This is a genomic window from Streptomyces sp. ME02-8801-2C (assembly GCF_033793965.1).
GTDB lineage: Bacteria > Actinomycetota > Actinomycetes > Streptomycetales > Streptomycetaceae > Streptomyces.
The window spans coordinates 474,461-489,456 of the sequence record NZ_JARAXP010000006.1; the positions used below are offsets into that span (position 1 = coordinate 474,461).

Genomic DNA, 14,996 nt, shown 5'->3' on the forward strand with positions numbered 1-14,996 from the left:
GAAGTTGGCTGTGCCTCGCCCATGGCCCCTGAGCTGCCGATACGTCGCGCGACAGTCATACCGGGCGACCGGTTTAGCCCGTTCGGTGCTCACGCTCCGCAGATTGGCCCGTTACCAACAGTGTGGCCTTGGCCTTAGGTCGCTCATACTGAGTCCGCGCGACAACAGGGGGCTCTTGTCGCGTGCTGGACCGCAACGCAACGCAGGAAACGCGGCGCCACCGACCGGGCGCCGCCGAGGTTCACGCGGCCATCGCGTTCACTCACGCCACTCCGGTGGCCGACGTGTGCCCACGATGCCCTGGGAGGGGAAACAGTATGAGGAACTCACGCCTGAGAGCGCTCTCCGGTGTCCTTGCAGCCGGCGCGCTCATCGCCGGTCTGTCCGGTACGACGGCGCAGGCAGCGGAGAGCGCCGCCACCGCTGCCCCGGCGGAGATCGGCATCCGGTTCAACCCGGACGGCGACGCCGGGCAGTGCGGCGGGCTGTCGGGGCAGCAGTGGGGCCGCACTCCCGACTTCACCCGGGCGATCCGATTCGACACCGACAACCGCTCGGGCGGCTGTCAGCTGTCCTTCGGCATCTTCGATCCGGACAACACCCTCTCGGGTGCGACCATCAGCTACGGCTTCCGGGCCAGTGCTGGTGGCGACGCGGGACAGTGCGGAAACCCGGGCACGTTCCAGATGCCGATCCAGCGGTTCAAGACCTTCGGGTCCCAGGTCCGGGTCGACACCGACGGCAGGCCGGGCTTCTGCAATCTCACCTTCACCGTCGCGGGCCGCTCCGACGTCATCCTCGAGGTGCGGTACTTCGCGGACGGCGACGGCAGCCAGTGCCTGAACTCCCTGCCCTCGGACCAGAATCACACGGCGTTCGCCGGCAGCCCGGTGACCATCGGCATCGACACCGACAACCGCTCCGGCGGATGCCAGATGCAGCTGCGGCTGCAGAAGGTCTAGCGGTCGGGTAGGTCCCCCGCGCTCCGGCCGGTTCACCACCGTGTGGTCGGCAGGGAGGGTACGGCGGTAGCGGGCGTGTCCGGATTCCCGGGCACGCCCGCCCTGTTGTTCCCGTTTGACTACCAGATCCCTCTGACTACCAGATCGCCTCGACCCACTCCGGGTGGTCGATGAACGGGTTGCGGTTGTGCTGGTAGGTGTCGTAGATGACCTGGTTGCGCTTCTCCTCGAAGGCGCTGGGCGGGTCCGCCTCGTTCCAGGCCTTGAGTACGGAGAGCTTGCCCATGAACGGGTTGGAGCCGTTGCCGACCTTCTCGTTGGGCTCCAGGTCGGCGAAGCCGTCGCCGCCGTCGTAGCGCACGGCCATGTAGAGGATCATGCGGGCCACGTCGCCCCGGTCCGCCGCGCGCGGCGCGAAGGAGTCGGAGTCGACGGTGCTGCCGCCGCCGTTGGTGACGGCGCTGCCGCCGTTGTCGAAGTCCAGGTTGCCGCGAATGCTGTTGACCTGGACGTCGGCCGGGCGCAGGTGGTGCAGGTCCGTGCCGGGGCCGATCGCCTCGCCGAAGTCGCCGTGGGACTTGGCCCAGGTGTGCTCGCGGTTCCAGTCGCCGACGTCGCCGCCGTTGAGGGACTTGGCGCGGGAGACGCCGCTGTACAGCAGGATCACGTTGTTGCTGTTGTTCGGGTCCTGGTCGGTGGCCTTGAGCGCGTTCCAGACCGCGGAGTACGAGATCTTCGTGACGTTGGCGCTGATGATCGTGTGCAGGGACGACTTGAGGCTCGTGCCGGTCTTGCCGATCGCGTTCTTGTAGTACGTCGAGTCGTACGCGGTCGTCGTCGCGCCGGCCGGGGTGGCGGTCATCGTGGGGATGGCGAGGGCCGCCAGAACGGTCGACGTGGCGAGTGCCACGGTCTTCCAACGGCGGGTGCGTATCTGCGTCGCGGGCATCGGGGGTGTCCGTTCTACGCGTGTCGAATGAGCGAGACATTCGGGAGCGTGACATGGACATGCGTTTCAGGCAATGAACTGCGTGTGTCCGTTGGATGACTTGATCCGGCAAGTCGGTTGATTTCGGCTCGATTTGACGCGCGTAGAGTGAAGGAGGCGGGCGGATCAAGGGAGTTCGCTCGCGGAGTTCGCTTGAAAGTGCGACTGTGCGTACAACCATTCGTATGGGCATGTGGGTCAGACGAAGACCAGCGTGCCGGGGGGCGCGCTGCCGTCTTTCACGGGGATGGGGAACCTCCATGACTCACCGCACATCGAGATCCGCGCGTGCCCGCATACTCGGCGCCGCCGCCGTCTGCGTCACGACCGTGCTGGCGCTGCTGTGCACCGCCGCACCCGTCAACGCGGCCCCGGCGGCCGTCAGTTGTACGTCGGCCAAGCCCGCCCTCGCCACCAAGCTGAAGCGGGACATCACCTCCGCCATCGCGGGGCGCCGGGGCTCCATCAGCATCGGCGTCTACGACCGCACCACCAAGACGACCTGCGCGTACCGTGCGCAGACCGCCTTCGACTCCGCCAGTGTCGTCAAGGTCACCGTCCTCTCGACCCTGCTCTGGGACGCGCAGAAGCACCAACGCGCCCTGACCGCCCGGGAGAAGAGCCTCTCCACGGCCATGATCACCAAGTCGGACAACGCCGCGACCACGACGCTGTGGAACCAGCTGGGCCTGACGAAGATCAGGGGCTTCCTCACCGCCGCCGGCATGACGCAGACCAAGCCCGGCGCGAACGGCTACTGGGGGCTCACCCAGATCACCGCCCGCGACGAGACCAAGCTCCTCCAGATCCTCACCCTCACCAACCGCGTCCTGACGGACAACTCCCGTGCGTACGTGCAGAAGTTGATGAGCGAGGTCGTCGCCTCCCAGCGCTGGGGTACGCCTAAGGGCGTTCCCTCGGGTGTCTCCGTGCACGTCAAGAACGGCTGGCTGCAACGCGCCTCGTACGGCTGGCGGGTGCACAGCATCGGCACGTTCAAGGGTCGGGGCCACGACTACATGATCACGGTGCTCACGCACGGCAACAGCACCTGGAACTACGGCATCACGACGATCGAAGGGGTTGCCAAGGTCGTCCATCGCGACCTCATGGCGAGCTGATCGGGGGCTGAACCCTGGGCCGAACTCGGTCCGGGGTCGTCCGGGTTATTGACGTGTTAGTGACAACGGTGGCTTGATGAATGGTGCCGGCGCATGGGAGCGCTCCCATGCGCCCACCCGCCCACCGACCGCAACTGCACCCGCACCCGCACCCCCGCTCCCGCCCCCACTCCGGGAAGGACCCCCCGTGCGCAGCAGACACCGCTCCCCCCTCCTTGCCACTCTCCTGGCCGCCCTGCTCGCCCTCGTCACCGGTCTCGGGCTGGCCGGTGCCCCCTCCGCCGCCGCCGCGACCCCGGTACGGATCATGCCGCTCGGCGACTCCATCACCGGTTCCCCGGGCTGTTGGCGCTCCCTCCTCTGGAGTCAGCTGCAGAACGCCGGCTACACCGACATCGACTTCGTCGGCACACTGAACGCCCAGCACTGCGCCCTCACGCACGACGCCGACAACGAGGGCCACGGCGGCTTCCAGGCCACCGCCACCGCCGACCAGAACCTGCTGCCGGGCTGGCTGGCGTCGACCCGGCCGGACATCGTCGTCATGCACTTCGGCACCAACGACGTCTGGAGCAGCATCGCGCCGGACACCATCCTCGCCGCGTTCACCAAGCTGGTCGGCCAGATGCGGGCCAGCAACCCGGCGATGAAGGTGCTGGTCGCCCAGCTCATCCCGATCAACCCGAGCAGCTGCGCCGAGTGCGCCGCTCGTACGGTCGCCTTCAACCAGCGCATTCCGGCATGGGCGCAGGGCATCACCACCGCGCAGTCCCCGGTCACCGTCGTCGACCAGTGGACGGGCTTCGACTCGGCCACCGACACCAACGACGGCGTCCACCCCAACGCCTCCGGCGACGCCAAGATCGCGGCCCGCTGGTACCCGGCGCTGTCGGCCCTGCTCACCCCGGGCGACCCGGGGGATCCCGGGGACCCGGGGAGCGGCGGCTGCTCGGCGGCCTTCCGGGCGGCGTCCGTGTGGCAGGGCGGCTACCAGGGTGAGGTGACGGTCACCAACACCTCGTCCACGGCACCGATCTCCTCCTGGGCGGTGACGCTCACCCTCCCGACGGGCAGCCAGGTCACCCAGGTCTGGAACGGCGCGCTGACCGGGTCGACGGTGCGCAACGCCGGGTGGAACGGCACGGTGGCGGCGGGGGCGAGCACCAGCTTCGGCTTCCTCGCGAGTACGCCGGCGACGGCGGGCACGCCTTCGGCGACGGTCACGTGTTCGGCGTCCTGACCAGGCCCTGTTTCCGCCCCGACGCCTGAGGATCCGCACGTGACCGCACGTGACCGCACCTGATCTCTGCCGTCCGAGCACCCGCGCGGATCATTGCGGAGGGATGAAATCCGCTTCCGCCCGCGTTGGTGCTTACCGGCGGAGTGCGGAATCGCGGATCTACGGAAGGCGCCGGAGTGGCAGAGCAGCGGGGGCGGAAGCCGGGACACGAACCGGAACAGGAGCCGGTACCGGTACCTGTAAAGGAACCGGTACCGGAGCCCGTGAAGGACCAGGTACCGGGGCAGGTACCGGGGCCGGGATGGGCGCGGCGGCTGATCGGCTACGCCTGGCGGTATCCGAAGGACGTCGTGCTCTCCCTGGGTGCCTCCCTCGGCGGTATGGCCCTCATGGCGCTGGTCCCCCTGATCACCAAGGTGGTCATCGACGACGTCATCGGCGACAAGACCCGCTCCATGGCCGTCTGGGCGGGCGCGCTCGTCGTCGCCGCCGTGCTCGTGTACGTCCTCACCTACATCCGCCGCTACTACGGCGGCCGGCTCGCCCTCGACGTCCAGCACGACCTGCGGACGGAGATGTTCGAGACGATCACCCGGCTCGACGGGCGCCGCCAGGACGAGCTGTCGACCGGGCAGATCGTCGGGCGGGCCACCAGCGACCTCCAGCTGATCCAGAGCCTCTTCTACATGCTCCCGATGACCCTCGGGAACGTGCTGCTCTTCCTGATCTCCCTCGCGATCATGGCCTGGCTGTCGATCCCGCTGACGCTGGTCGCCCTCGCCGTCGCGCCCGCCCTCTGGATCGTCGCCAAGCGCAGCCGTACCAAGCTCCACCCGGCCACCTGGTACGCGCAGGCCCAGGCCGCCGCCGTCGCCGGTGTCGTGGACGGCGCCGTGACCGGCGTACGCGTGGTGAAGGGGTTCGGGCAGGAGGAGCAGGAGACGGGGAAGCTCCGGGAGGTCGGTCGGCGGCTCTTCGCGGGGCGGCTGCGGACCATCCGGTTCAACTCGGTCTACACGCCGGCGCTCCAGGCCGTGCCGGTGCTCGGGCAGGTCGCCATGCTCGCCGTGGGCGGCTGGCTGGCCGTGGACGGGCACATCACGCTCGGTACGTTCGTCGCGTTCTCCACCTATCTCGCCCAGCTCGTCGGGCCCGTGCGCATGCTCGCCATGGTGCTGACCGTCGGGCAGCAGGCGCGGGCCGGTACCGAGCGTGTGCTGGAGCTCATCGACACCCGGCCGTCCATGTCGGACGGGCACAAGGACCTGCCCGCCGACGCGCCCGCCACCGTCGAGTTCGACGACGTGTCGTTCGGGTACGACCCCGAGCACCCCGTCCTCGACGGCCTCAGCTTCGAGATCCGGCCCGGCGAGACCCTCGCGGTCGTCGGCTCCTCCGGCTCCGGCAAGTCGACCGTCTCCCTCCTCCTGCCGCGCTTCTACGACGTGACGCGCGGCGCGGTCCTCATCGGCGGGCACGACGTCCGCGAGCTGACTCTCGACTCGCTCCGGGCCGCGATCGGGCTGGTCCCCGAGGACTCGTTCCTCTTCTCCGACACCGTCCGCGCCAACATCGCGTACGGCCGTCCGGACGCCACCGACGAGCAGATCCTGACCGCCGCGCGCGCCGCCCAGGCGGACCGTTTCATCGCCGAGTTGCCGCACGGCTACGACACCAAGGTCGGTGAGCACGGCCTCACCCTCTCCGGAGGCCAGCGCCAGCGCGTCGCACTCGCCCGCGCCATCCTCACCGACCCCCGGCTCCTCGTCCTCGACGACGCCACCTCCGCCGTGGACGCGCGCGTCGAGCACGAGATCCACGAGGCGCTGAAGCACGTCATGGAGGGCCGCACGACCCTCCTCATCGCCCACCGCCGCTCCACCCTCGGCCTCGCCGACCGCATCGCCGTCCTGGACGGCGGACGTCTCGCCGACATCGGCACCCACGACGAACTCCAGGCCTGCAGCGCCCTCTACCGGCGGCTGCTCACCGACCCGGACGAGCTGGGCGGCGTCTCGCCCGGCCGCGCCCTGCCCACGCTGCCGCCCGAGGACACCTCCGTACGGGAGGAGCTGGACGCCGAGTTCGACGCCGAGCGCGGAGTGACGCCGAGGCTGTGGACCGGCGACCGCGAGCGCAAGGACACCGCGTTCGACGGGATGCCGGCCACGCCCGAACTCCTCGCCCAGGTCGAGGCGTTGCCCCCGGCCGCCGACACCCCGGGCATCGACGAGGCACGCGCGGTCACGCCCGAGGAGTCGTACGGGCTGAGGCGGCTGCTGCGCGGCTTCGGGAGGCCGTTGCTGGTGAGCCTCGGGCTTGTCGCCGTGGACGCCGGGATGGGGCTGCTCCTGCCGGTCCTGATCCGGCACGGCATCGACTCGGGCGTCTCTCAACTCGCCCTGGGTGCCGTGTGGGTGGCCGCCGGGCTCGCCCTGGTGTCCGTCGCCGTCCAGTGGGCGGCGCAGATCGGCGAGATGCGGATGACCGGCCGGACCGGCGAACGCGTGCTGTACGCCCTCCGGTTGAAGATCTTCGCCCAGCTGCAACGCCTCGGACTCGACTACTACGAACGGGAGTTGACCGGGCGGATCATGACCCGGATGACCACGGACGTCGACGCCCTGTCCACGTTCCTGCAGACCGGGCTGGTCACCGCGTTCGTCTCCGTCGTCACCTTCTTCGGCATCATGGGCGCCCTGCTGGTGATCGACGTACAGCTCGCGCTCGTCGTGTTCGTCACCATCCCGGTGCTGGTCGTCGGTACGGTCTACTTCCGCCGGGCGAGCGTGAAGGCGTACGAACTCGCCCGTGAACGGGTGTCCGCGGTCAATGCCGATCTCCAGGAGTCGGTGTCCGGGCTGCGGATCGTGCAGGCGTTCCGGGGTGAGCGGACGGGCGGCGAGCGGTTCGCGGCGGGCAGTGACAGCTACCGCCAGGCGCGGGTGCGCGGGCAGTGGCTGATCTCCGTGTACTTCCCGTTCGTGCAGTTGCTGGCGTCGGTCGCGGCGGCAGCGGTGCTGATCGTGGGGGCCGGGCGGATCGACGACGGGACGCTGACGACCGGTGCGCTGGTCGCCTACCTCCTCTACATCGACCTGTTCTTCGCTCCCGTGCAGCAGCTCTCGCAGGTGTTCGACGGGTACCAGCAGGCGACGGTGTCGCTCGGCAGGATCCAGGAGCTCCTCCAGGAGCGGACCTCGACACAGGCCGCCGAGGAGCCCATGGAGGTGCTCTCCCTGCGCGGGGACATCACCTTCGACGGTGTGGACTTCGCGTACGGGTCCGGCGACGACGCCGAAGAGGCCCTGAGCGGCGTGCGGTTGACGATTCCGGCCGGGCAGACCGTCGCCTTCGTCGGGGAGACGGGCGCCGGCAAGTCGACGCTCGTGAAGCTGGTCGCCCGTTTCTACGACCCGACGGGCGGGCGGGTCACCGTCGACGGCACTGATCTGCGGGCCCTCGACATCACCTCGTACCGGCATCGCCTCGGGGTCGTGCCGCAGGAGGCGTACCTGTTCCAGGGGACCGTGCGGGACGCCATCGCGTACGGGCGGCCGGACGCCACCGACGCCCAGGTGGAGGCGGCGGCCCGGGCGGTCGGGGCGCACGACATGATCGCCACGCTCGAGGGCGGCTACCTGCACGAGGTCGCCGAGCGCGGACGCAACCTTTCGGCGGGCCAGCGCCAGCTGATCGCGCTGGCCCGCGCCGAACTGGTCGACCCGGACATCCTGCTCCTCGACGAGGCGACCGCCGCGCTCGACCTGGCCACCGAGGCTCAGGTCAACCAGGCGACGGACCGTCTCGCAGGCCGCCGTACCACCCTCGTGGTCGCCCACCGGCTCACCACGGCGGCCCGCGCCGACCGGGTCGTCCTGATGGACCACGGCCGGGTCGCGGAGGACGGCACCCATGACGAACTGCTCCAACTGGACGGCAAGTACGCCGAGTTGTGGCGCACTTTCGTAGGTGCGCCGGAACCGGAGGAACCGGTCACCTCGGCCCGCTGATCCGGCCGGCGCAACCGTTCGGCAGCTGCCGTGCGTCCGTACATCAGTACGGATAAACGGTTAGGGTCATGGGCGGTGGCCGGAGGGGGGACACGGTGAGCGGTGGTTCGATACGGCGGCGGCTGGCGCTCGGTCTGGCCGTGCTGACCGCGTCCGGGATGCTCTCCCTCGCGAGCCCGGCCACGGCCGAGGCGGCCTCCACCGCCTCCCAGCTCTCCGCGTGCTCCGGTCGCAAGGCCCGGACGCTGACCTTCTCCACCGGCGTGGTGCACATCTACCGGCGCAGCGGCTACGTCTGCGCGGTGACCGTGCCCAAGCGGCCCGGGGCCCGCCAGTGGATGTCGGTGAGCGTTCGGGCGCGCGGCAGCCGTCCGGTCGTCGACGAGGGGCGCTTCTCGAAACGGGCCGGCCCGGTGACCGTGCACACGGGACGGCGGCAGGTGTGGATCAAGGGCGCCGTGGGGCGAGGATCGGTCAGTTCTGGCTGGATCCGGTGTTGAGCCTGCTCCCCGGCCCTGTTCCCGACCCTATTTCCTGACCCCTGCCCGAGGGATTTCCCTATCTCCCCTGGTGCGCCGGTAGTTGCTCCGATAGCTTCCGGCGCACAGATGTCTCACAGGGGAGGGTGCATGCGCAAGGCGCTCAGATGGCTGCTCGCGCTCGCCGTGCTCATAGGCACGTTGAGCACGGCCGGAGCGGCGACCGCCGCTCAGCCGGAAGCCACCGGCACCACGCGAACGACCAGCAGTGCGGACATCAAGGACCAGCTCCTCGCGATCCCGGGCATGAGCCTGATCCAGGAGAAGCCGTACACCGGCTACCGGTACTTCGTCCTCAACTACACCCAGCCGATCGACCACCGGCACCCGTCCAAGGGCACGTTCCAGCAGCGCATCACCGTCCTGCACAAGGACGTCGCCCGCCCGACGGTCTTCTTCACCAGCGGGTACTTCGTCAGCACGAACCCCGGTCGCAGTGAGCCGACCCGGATCGTCGACGGCAACCAGGTCTCCCTGGAGTACCGCTTCTTCACCCCGTCCCGGCCGAACCCCGCCAACTGGTCCAAGCTGGACATCTGGCAGGCGGCCAGCGACCAGCACCGCGTGTTCACGGCGCTCAAGAAGATCTACGCCAACAAGTGGCTCTCCACGGGCGGTTCGAAGGGCGGCATGACCGCCACGTACTACGAGCGCTTCTACCCGCGTGACATGGACGGCGTCGTCGCGTACGTCGCCCCCAACGACGTGGTGAACAAGGAGGACTCGGCGTACGACCGGTTCTTCGCGAACGTCGGCACCAAGGAGTGCCGCGACCGGCTGAACGCCGTACAGCGCGAGGCGCTCGTGCGCCGGGAGCCGCTCGAGAAGAAGTACGCGGAGGTCGCCGCCGCCGAGGGCTACACGTTCACCACCATCGGCAGCCTGGACCGCGCGTACGAGGCCGTCGTCCTCGACTACGTCTGGGGCTTCTGGCAGTACAGCCTGCTCGCCGACTGCGGGTCGATCCCGGCCGACGCGAAGAACGCGACCGACGACGACATCTGGACCTCGATCGACACGATCTCCGGGTTCGTCAACTACACCGACCAGGGCCTGGAGCCGTACACGCCGTACTACTACCAGGCGGGCACCCAACTCGGCGCGCCCACCATCAAGTTCCCGCACATCGAGAAGAAGTACATCCGCTACGGCTACCAGCCGCCGCGCAACTTCGTCCCCCGCGACATCTCCATGAAGTTCCAGCCGTGGGCGATGCGGGACGTCGACAGCTGGGTCCAGCACCACGCCCGGCGCATGATGTTCGTGTACGGGCAGAACGACCCGTGGGGCGCCGAGCGGTTCCGTCCCGGCAAGGGCGCGAAGGACTCGTACGTCTTCACCGCCCCCGGCCTGAACCACGGCGCGAACGTCGCTGGTCTGGTCCCCGAGCAGAAGGCGCTCGCCACGGCCCGCATCCTGGAGTGGGCGGGCGTCGCCTCGGCCGCCGTCAAGTCGAACCCGTCGGTGGCCAGGCCGCTGGCGACGTACGACGCGCGGCTCGACAAGCGCAACCTCGAGCGCGAGCCCACGCTGCGCCCGTAACTGCCTTGGGATGTATGAGTAGTTGACTGAGAAAAGCGGCCCGGTGGCATCCGCCACCGGGCCGCTTTTTGTAGTCGTCCGTGTCAGCCGCCGATCGCGGCCGGCGGGCGGCCGGCCATCAGCCGGTCGAGCAGGGCCAGCAGCAGGTCCCGGCTGTCCCGCCGCTCCCTGAGATCGCCCATGAGGACCGGGACGTTCGGGTCGAGGTCGAGCGCGTCCCGCACCTCCTCGACCGTGCGGTCCCGTACCCCGTGGAAGCAGTTGACGCCCACCACGAACGGGACGCCGCGGCTCTCGAAGAAGTCGATCGACGCGAAACTGCTCTCCAGCCGCCGGGTGTCCGCGAGGACGACCGCGCCGAGCGCCCCGTGCACGAGGTCGTTCCACATGAACCAGAAGCGTTCCTGGCCGGGTGTCCCGAACAGGTAGAGGACGAGCTGGGTGCTCACCGTGATACGGCCGAAGTCCAGCGCCACCGTGGTCGTCGTCTTCCGCTCGACCCCGCCGAGGTCGTCCACGTCGAGACCCGTGACGGTCAGCTCCTCCTCGGTGTGCAGGGGCGGGATCTCGCTCACCGAGCCGACCATGGTGGTCTTGCCGACGCCGAAGCCGCCCGCGATCAGGATCTTCACCGCGGCGGGCGCGGTGGACGTCCCGGCCGCGGACAGCTGTGACCCGGCCTGTTCGTCGGAGTCAGAGTCTGAGTAGGGCATCCTTCACCGCCTGAAGAAGAGACATGTCGGCTTCCTGGCCGGCCGCGACCTTGAGTGGCGGCCGGGCTGTCACCCGGTCGAGCGCGATGAGATCGCCGACGAGGATCTTTGTCACCGCCACGGGCAGGTTCAGCCCTGCCGCGACCTCGGCGAGCGCCACCGGCGCACGGCACTGGCGGAGGATTTGCCGGTGCTCGGGCTGCAGCCCACGGTCGACGGGGCGTTCGTCGGGCGCGACAGTGGCGATCACCGTGATGAGGGTGAGATCGTCACGCGCCGAGGCCGTACGCCCGTGGGTGATCGTGTACGGCCGGACGAGGCCTTCCTCGGCGTCGTCGTCGTCCGGCGACACGTCCGCCCAGTGGCTCACTCACGCCCCCCGCCCTCCAGCCGCTGGACCCGCACCTCGGTCCCCAGCCGCTGTCCCACCTGCTGTACGAGGGTGTCCATCGCGACGGCCATCACCTCGGCGTCGACCTCCTGGTCCGCGACGACGGCCAGGTGGGTGCCGCGGCCGGCGGCGCTGACGAACAGCCAGAGGTCCTCGAGCTCGATGATGACCTGGTGGACGGCTCCGCCGCCGAAGACCTCGCCGACACCGCGGGCCAGGCTCTGCTGGCCGGTGGCGATGGCGGCCAGGCGCTCCGCGTCGACGCGGGCGATGCTGCTGGACTGGCTCACCACCAGACCGTCGTCGGACAGCACGATGGCGTTCCGGGTGCCCGGAACCTGGTCGACCAGGCGGTCGAGCAGCCAGTCGAGGTCGGAGTTGGTGGCAGTGGTTCGCAGAGTCATCGTCCGTCTTCCTTCCGGGGCCGGTCGGCTCCCGGTGAGGGGTGAGTGGGCTGTTGGGTGGACTGGCGGTCACCGTCGGACCTGAGCCGGGCGGCCTTGGACTGACGCTGAAACGCCCCGACGGTGGCCCCGGACCGGGCCCCCGACCGACGGGGCAGCGGGGGCTGCGCGCCGGCGTGCGAGGGGGCGGCGGGGGGAGCGGGTGCGGCTGAAGGAACCTCCCGGAGTTCGTTGACGAGGCTGGCCTGCCGGACCCGCCGGGGAAGGGGGTTGGGGTTCGTCGCGGCCACCTGAGCGGAGCCCGGCGCCTGCGTGCGACTCTGCGGCCGTCCCGGCGAGGTCGCCGGTGACGTCACCGGCGGCGCCGGCGCGATCCAGGGCCCGATGAGCGGCCGCGAGTAGGCCTCCGGCTCGCTGGTGTTCCTGGGGTTCGCGGCGTTCGAGGGGGTTCTGGAGTCTCCGGCTGTTGCAGGGTTCCTGGGGTTCCCAGTGGTTGCGGGGTTCCTGGCGCTCCCGATGGTGCTCCCGGTGTTTCCAGGGTTCCCGGGGCTCCCGGTGGGTTTACCGGGCTCGGCGTACGGTCGGGATCCGGGCCGGGCGGTCGCACCACGCAGGGCACGACGTTCGGAAACGGCGCCCGACGAGACCTCCGGGAGCGGCGACTCCGCCCGACCCGACCTCGGCTCCCGCCGCGATCGCGACGCACCCGGCGTCGGCTCGCCGGCGACTGGTCGGCCAGGTACCGGCTGCCCGCCCGAAACCGGCTGGGCTCCGGAGTCCGGCCCGCCAGAGCCCGCCCCGCCCGCCACCGCCCCGTCCGACACCGTATGCCCGCGCGTAATCGACGCGCCCGGGATTCGCCGCCCGCCCGGCACCGACCCGCTCGACGGCACGGGCCCGCCCGCCACCGCCCCGTCCGACACCGCATGCCCGCCCGTGATCGACACCCCTGGGGCTCGTCGCCTGCCCGACCCCGACCCGCTCGACGGCACCGGGCCGCCCGAGCCTCGGCGCCCGTGGGACGGCACCGGGCCGCCCGACACCAGCTGGCGCCCCGCCGTGCCCTGGCCCCCCGCCACCGCCCCGGCCCGGCCCGGGCGGCCCGCGGAGATCAGGTCTGCCGGGACCAGGACCACTACCCGGGTGCCGCCGAACGATGACGGGCGTAGTTCCACCTGGAGGTTCAGGTTGGCGGCGAGTCTTGCCACGACGTACAGGCCGAGGCGGGCGTCGTCCGCGCGGGACATCACGTCCATGCGGGGCGGCGCCGCCATCAGCGCGTTGGCCTCGGCGTACTGCTCGGGGTCCATGCCCATGCCGCGGTCCTCGATCTCGATCGCGACCCCGCGCCCCACCTGGGAGGCGGTCACCTCGACCGGGGTCGGGGGCCGGGAGAAGGACACCGCGTTCTCCATCAGCTCCGCGAGAAGATGGACCATCGGTCCGACCGCCCGCTCCGACAGCCACGTCTCGCCGTCGGTGTCGATCCTGATGCGCCGGTAGTCCTGCACCTCGCCCTGTGCCGACCGCAGGATGTCCAGCAGCAGAACGGGCCTGCGCCAGCGCCGCTGCGGGGTGCCGTTGCCGAGGATCACCAGGTTCTCCTCGTAGCGGCGCAGCCGGGCCGCCAGGTGGTCGAGGTCGAACAGGCCCTCCAGGACATCCGGGTCCTCGTGCCGCCGCTGCATCTCGCCGAGACGTTTCAGCTGCATGCCGATGAGCAACTGGGTGCGCCGCGCGATGCGTTGCAGCAGCCGCTCGAAGCCCCGGTAGAGCTCGACCTCCCGGGCGGCGGTGTCCAGGGCCGAGGTGCGGGCCTGGTTGAGGGCCTGCCCGAGCTGCCCGAGTTCGTCGTCGCCCTGGCCGATCTCGGGCAGTTCGGCGTCGGCGTCGACCTTCTCGCCCTTGCGCAGCCGCTCCACGATGTCCGGCAGCAGCTCCTGGAACTCGAGGGCATCGTCGCGCAGGCCGAAGATGCGGCGGCGCAGCGTTCCGGTCAGCCGCAGGGAGAGGACCAGCACCAGCACCACGGACGCCGTGCTCACCGTGCTGTTGACGATCATGTTGGTCATCAGACCGTCGAGTTCTTCCTCGGTGGCGGCGCGAAGGTCCCCGGAGTAGGTGTTGCCCGCCTCCACCAACTGCGGGGTGATCCCCGCGATGCTCTGCCGCCACTGCTTCCCGAGCCCGGCGGAGACGGCGGTCGGGCCGGCCGCGTCGGTGTGCCCGGTGCCCCCCGTGCCCCCGGCGTCCCCGGTGTTCAGGAGGCTCTGCTCGACCGCGGTCTTCCGCTTCCAGTCGTCGCCGGTCAGCACGGTCCGGTAGGCCTCGGCCCGGGTGTCGGGCAGCTGCGGAACGACCTTGTCGCTGTAGATGTGCTCCTGGCTGCCGATCATCTCGGCGACCAGGAACCGCTGCTCACCGGTGAGCCTGCCGCTCGCCACTCCCGCCGTGATGATCGCGTCCTCACGCGAGATCATCTCCTGGCCCCACTGCGCGTCGAGCGCCGGCCGGGTGAGGACGGCCGTCTCGCCGAAGCCGACGTCGCTGAAGTCCTCGAGCAGCTCCATGGTCGACGCGATCACGCCGGTGTACGCGTCGAACGTCTGCTGCTGGTACGTCGACCGCCGGTCCACGGAGTCCCGGTAGCCCTGGAGCTTCTTCAGCTCGCGGGTGACCTTCTGGTCGGCCTCTTCGAGAGCGCTCGGAGCGGCGCCGAGCGCGTCGAGGCTCCGTACGGACCTGTCGGTGAGCTCACGCTGCCGCCTCAGCTCGCCCCGGTCGGCCTTGGGGTCCGCGAGCACCGCCGCGCTGAGCCGCCGCTCCTCCTGGAGGTTGAAGTAGACGGTGACGAGCGGTGTGCCGAAGCGTTTCCCCTCCTCGTTGCGGTCATGGACGGTCCCGTAGTCGCCGTAGAGGTGGACCGAGTCCATCGTGCCCAGCGCCACCAGGGCCAGACAGGGCACCAGAGCCAGGACGAGGAGCATGGTCCGGACCGACAACTGGCGCTTCGGAGCCCGGTCCTGCGGCTGCTGCGCCGTGCGTGCGTTCAGTGCCACAGAGGTTCCCGGCCTGTGAGTGCT

At 70.2% G+C, this 14,996-nt stretch carries 11 protein-coding genes; 6 read left to right on the forward strand and 5 right to left on the reverse strand.

The genetic code is table 11. From position 1 onward, the window contains the following. Positions 1-317: 317 nt before the first annotated feature. Positions 318-962, forward strand: a complete 645-nt coding sequence (locus PV396_RS22360) for a hypothetical protein (RefSeq protein ID WP_319207150.1) — start codon at positions 318-320, stop codon at positions 960-962. A 136-nt stretch (positions 963-1,098) separates the two neighbouring features. Here PV396_RS22360 and PV396_RS22365 read toward each other — a convergent pair whose 3' ends face one another. Continuing rightward, complete coding sequence (locus PV396_RS22365) at positions 1,099-1,911, reverse strand: endonuclease I family protein (RefSeq protein WP_319207152.1); 813 nt, start codon at positions 1,909-1,911, stop codon at positions 1,099-1,101. A 299-nt stretch (positions 1,912-2,210) separates the two neighbouring features. Here PV396_RS22365 and PV396_RS22370 point away from each other — a divergent pair, with 299 nt between their 5' ends. The 5 genes from PV396_RS22370 to PV396_RS22390 all read left to right on the forward strand — a co-directional run bounded on the left by PV396_RS22370 (position 2,211) and on the right by PV396_RS22390 (position 10,405). Further along, positions 2,211-3,071 carry a serine hydrolase gene (locus PV396_RS22370; protein ID WP_319207154.1) on the forward strand — a complete coding sequence of 287 codons (861 nt, stop codon included), beginning with the start codon at positions 2,211-2,213 and terminating at the stop codon, positions 3,069-3,071. A gap of 187 nt (positions 3,072-3,258) precedes the next feature. Further along, positions 3,259-4,311 carry a cellulose binding domain-containing protein gene (locus tag PV396_RS22375; RefSeq protein WP_416071454.1) on the forward strand — a complete coding sequence of 351 codons (1,053 nt, stop codon included), beginning with the start codon at positions 3,259-3,261 and terminating at the stop codon, positions 4,309-4,311. Between the two features lie 263 nt (positions 4,312-4,574). Beyond that, on the forward strand, positions 4,575-8,324 hold the full coding sequence (locus PV396_RS22380; protein ID WP_319207155.1) for an ABC transporter ATP-binding protein: 3,750 nt from the start codon (positions 4,575-4,577) through the stop codon (positions 8,322-8,324). Between the two features lie 95 nt (positions 8,325-8,419). Further along, positions 8,420-8,824 (forward strand): hypothetical protein, encoded by a 405-nt coding sequence (locus PV396_RS22385; RefSeq protein ID WP_319207156.1) that lies wholly within the window; start codon positions 8,420-8,422, stop codon positions 8,822-8,824. Between the two features lie 129 nt (positions 8,825-8,953). Further along, positions 8,954-10,405 carry a S28 family serine protease gene (locus tag PV396_RS22390; protein ID WP_319207158.1) on the forward strand — a complete coding sequence of 484 codons (1,452 nt, stop codon included), beginning with the start codon at positions 8,954-8,956 and terminating at the stop codon, positions 10,403-10,405. An 83-nt stretch (positions 10,406-10,488) separates the two neighbouring features. Here the strand turns inward: PV396_RS22390 and PV396_RS22395 are convergent, their stop codons facing one another. Genes PV396_RS22395 through PV396_RS22410 form a run of 4 tightly spaced genes read right to left on the reverse strand, consistent with a single transcriptional unit; the run spans position 10,489 to position 14,972 of the window. Then, complete coding sequence (locus PV396_RS22395) at positions 10,489-11,118, reverse strand: GTP-binding protein (protein WP_319207161.1); 630 nt, start codon at positions 11,116-11,118, stop codon at positions 10,489-10,491. Continuing rightward, positions 11,099-11,488 carry a DUF742 domain-containing protein gene (locus tag PV396_RS22400; protein WP_319207164.1) on the reverse strand — a complete coding sequence of 130 codons (390 nt, stop codon included), beginning with the start codon at positions 11,486-11,488 and terminating at the stop codon, positions 11,099-11,101. The genes PV396_RS22395 and PV396_RS22400 overlap by 20 nt, the downstream gene beginning before the upstream one ends. Next, the gene (locus PV396_RS22405; protein ID WP_319207165.1) at positions 11,485-11,913 is read right to left on the reverse strand and encodes a roadblock/LC7 domain-containing protein; all 429 of its coding nucleotides are present in this window, start codon (positions 11,911-11,913) and stop codon (positions 11,485-11,487) included. Before PV396_RS22405 ends, PV396_RS22400 begins: the two co-directional genes overlap by 4 nt. Then, positions 11,910-14,972 carry a nitrate- and nitrite sensing domain-containing protein gene (locus PV396_RS22410; protein WP_319207167.1) on the reverse strand — a complete coding sequence of 1,021 codons (3,063 nt, stop codon included), beginning with the start codon at positions 14,970-14,972 and terminating at the stop codon, positions 11,910-11,912. The genes PV396_RS22405 and PV396_RS22410 overlap by 4 nt, the downstream gene beginning before the upstream one ends. Positions 14,973-14,996 lie beyond the last annotated feature (24 nt).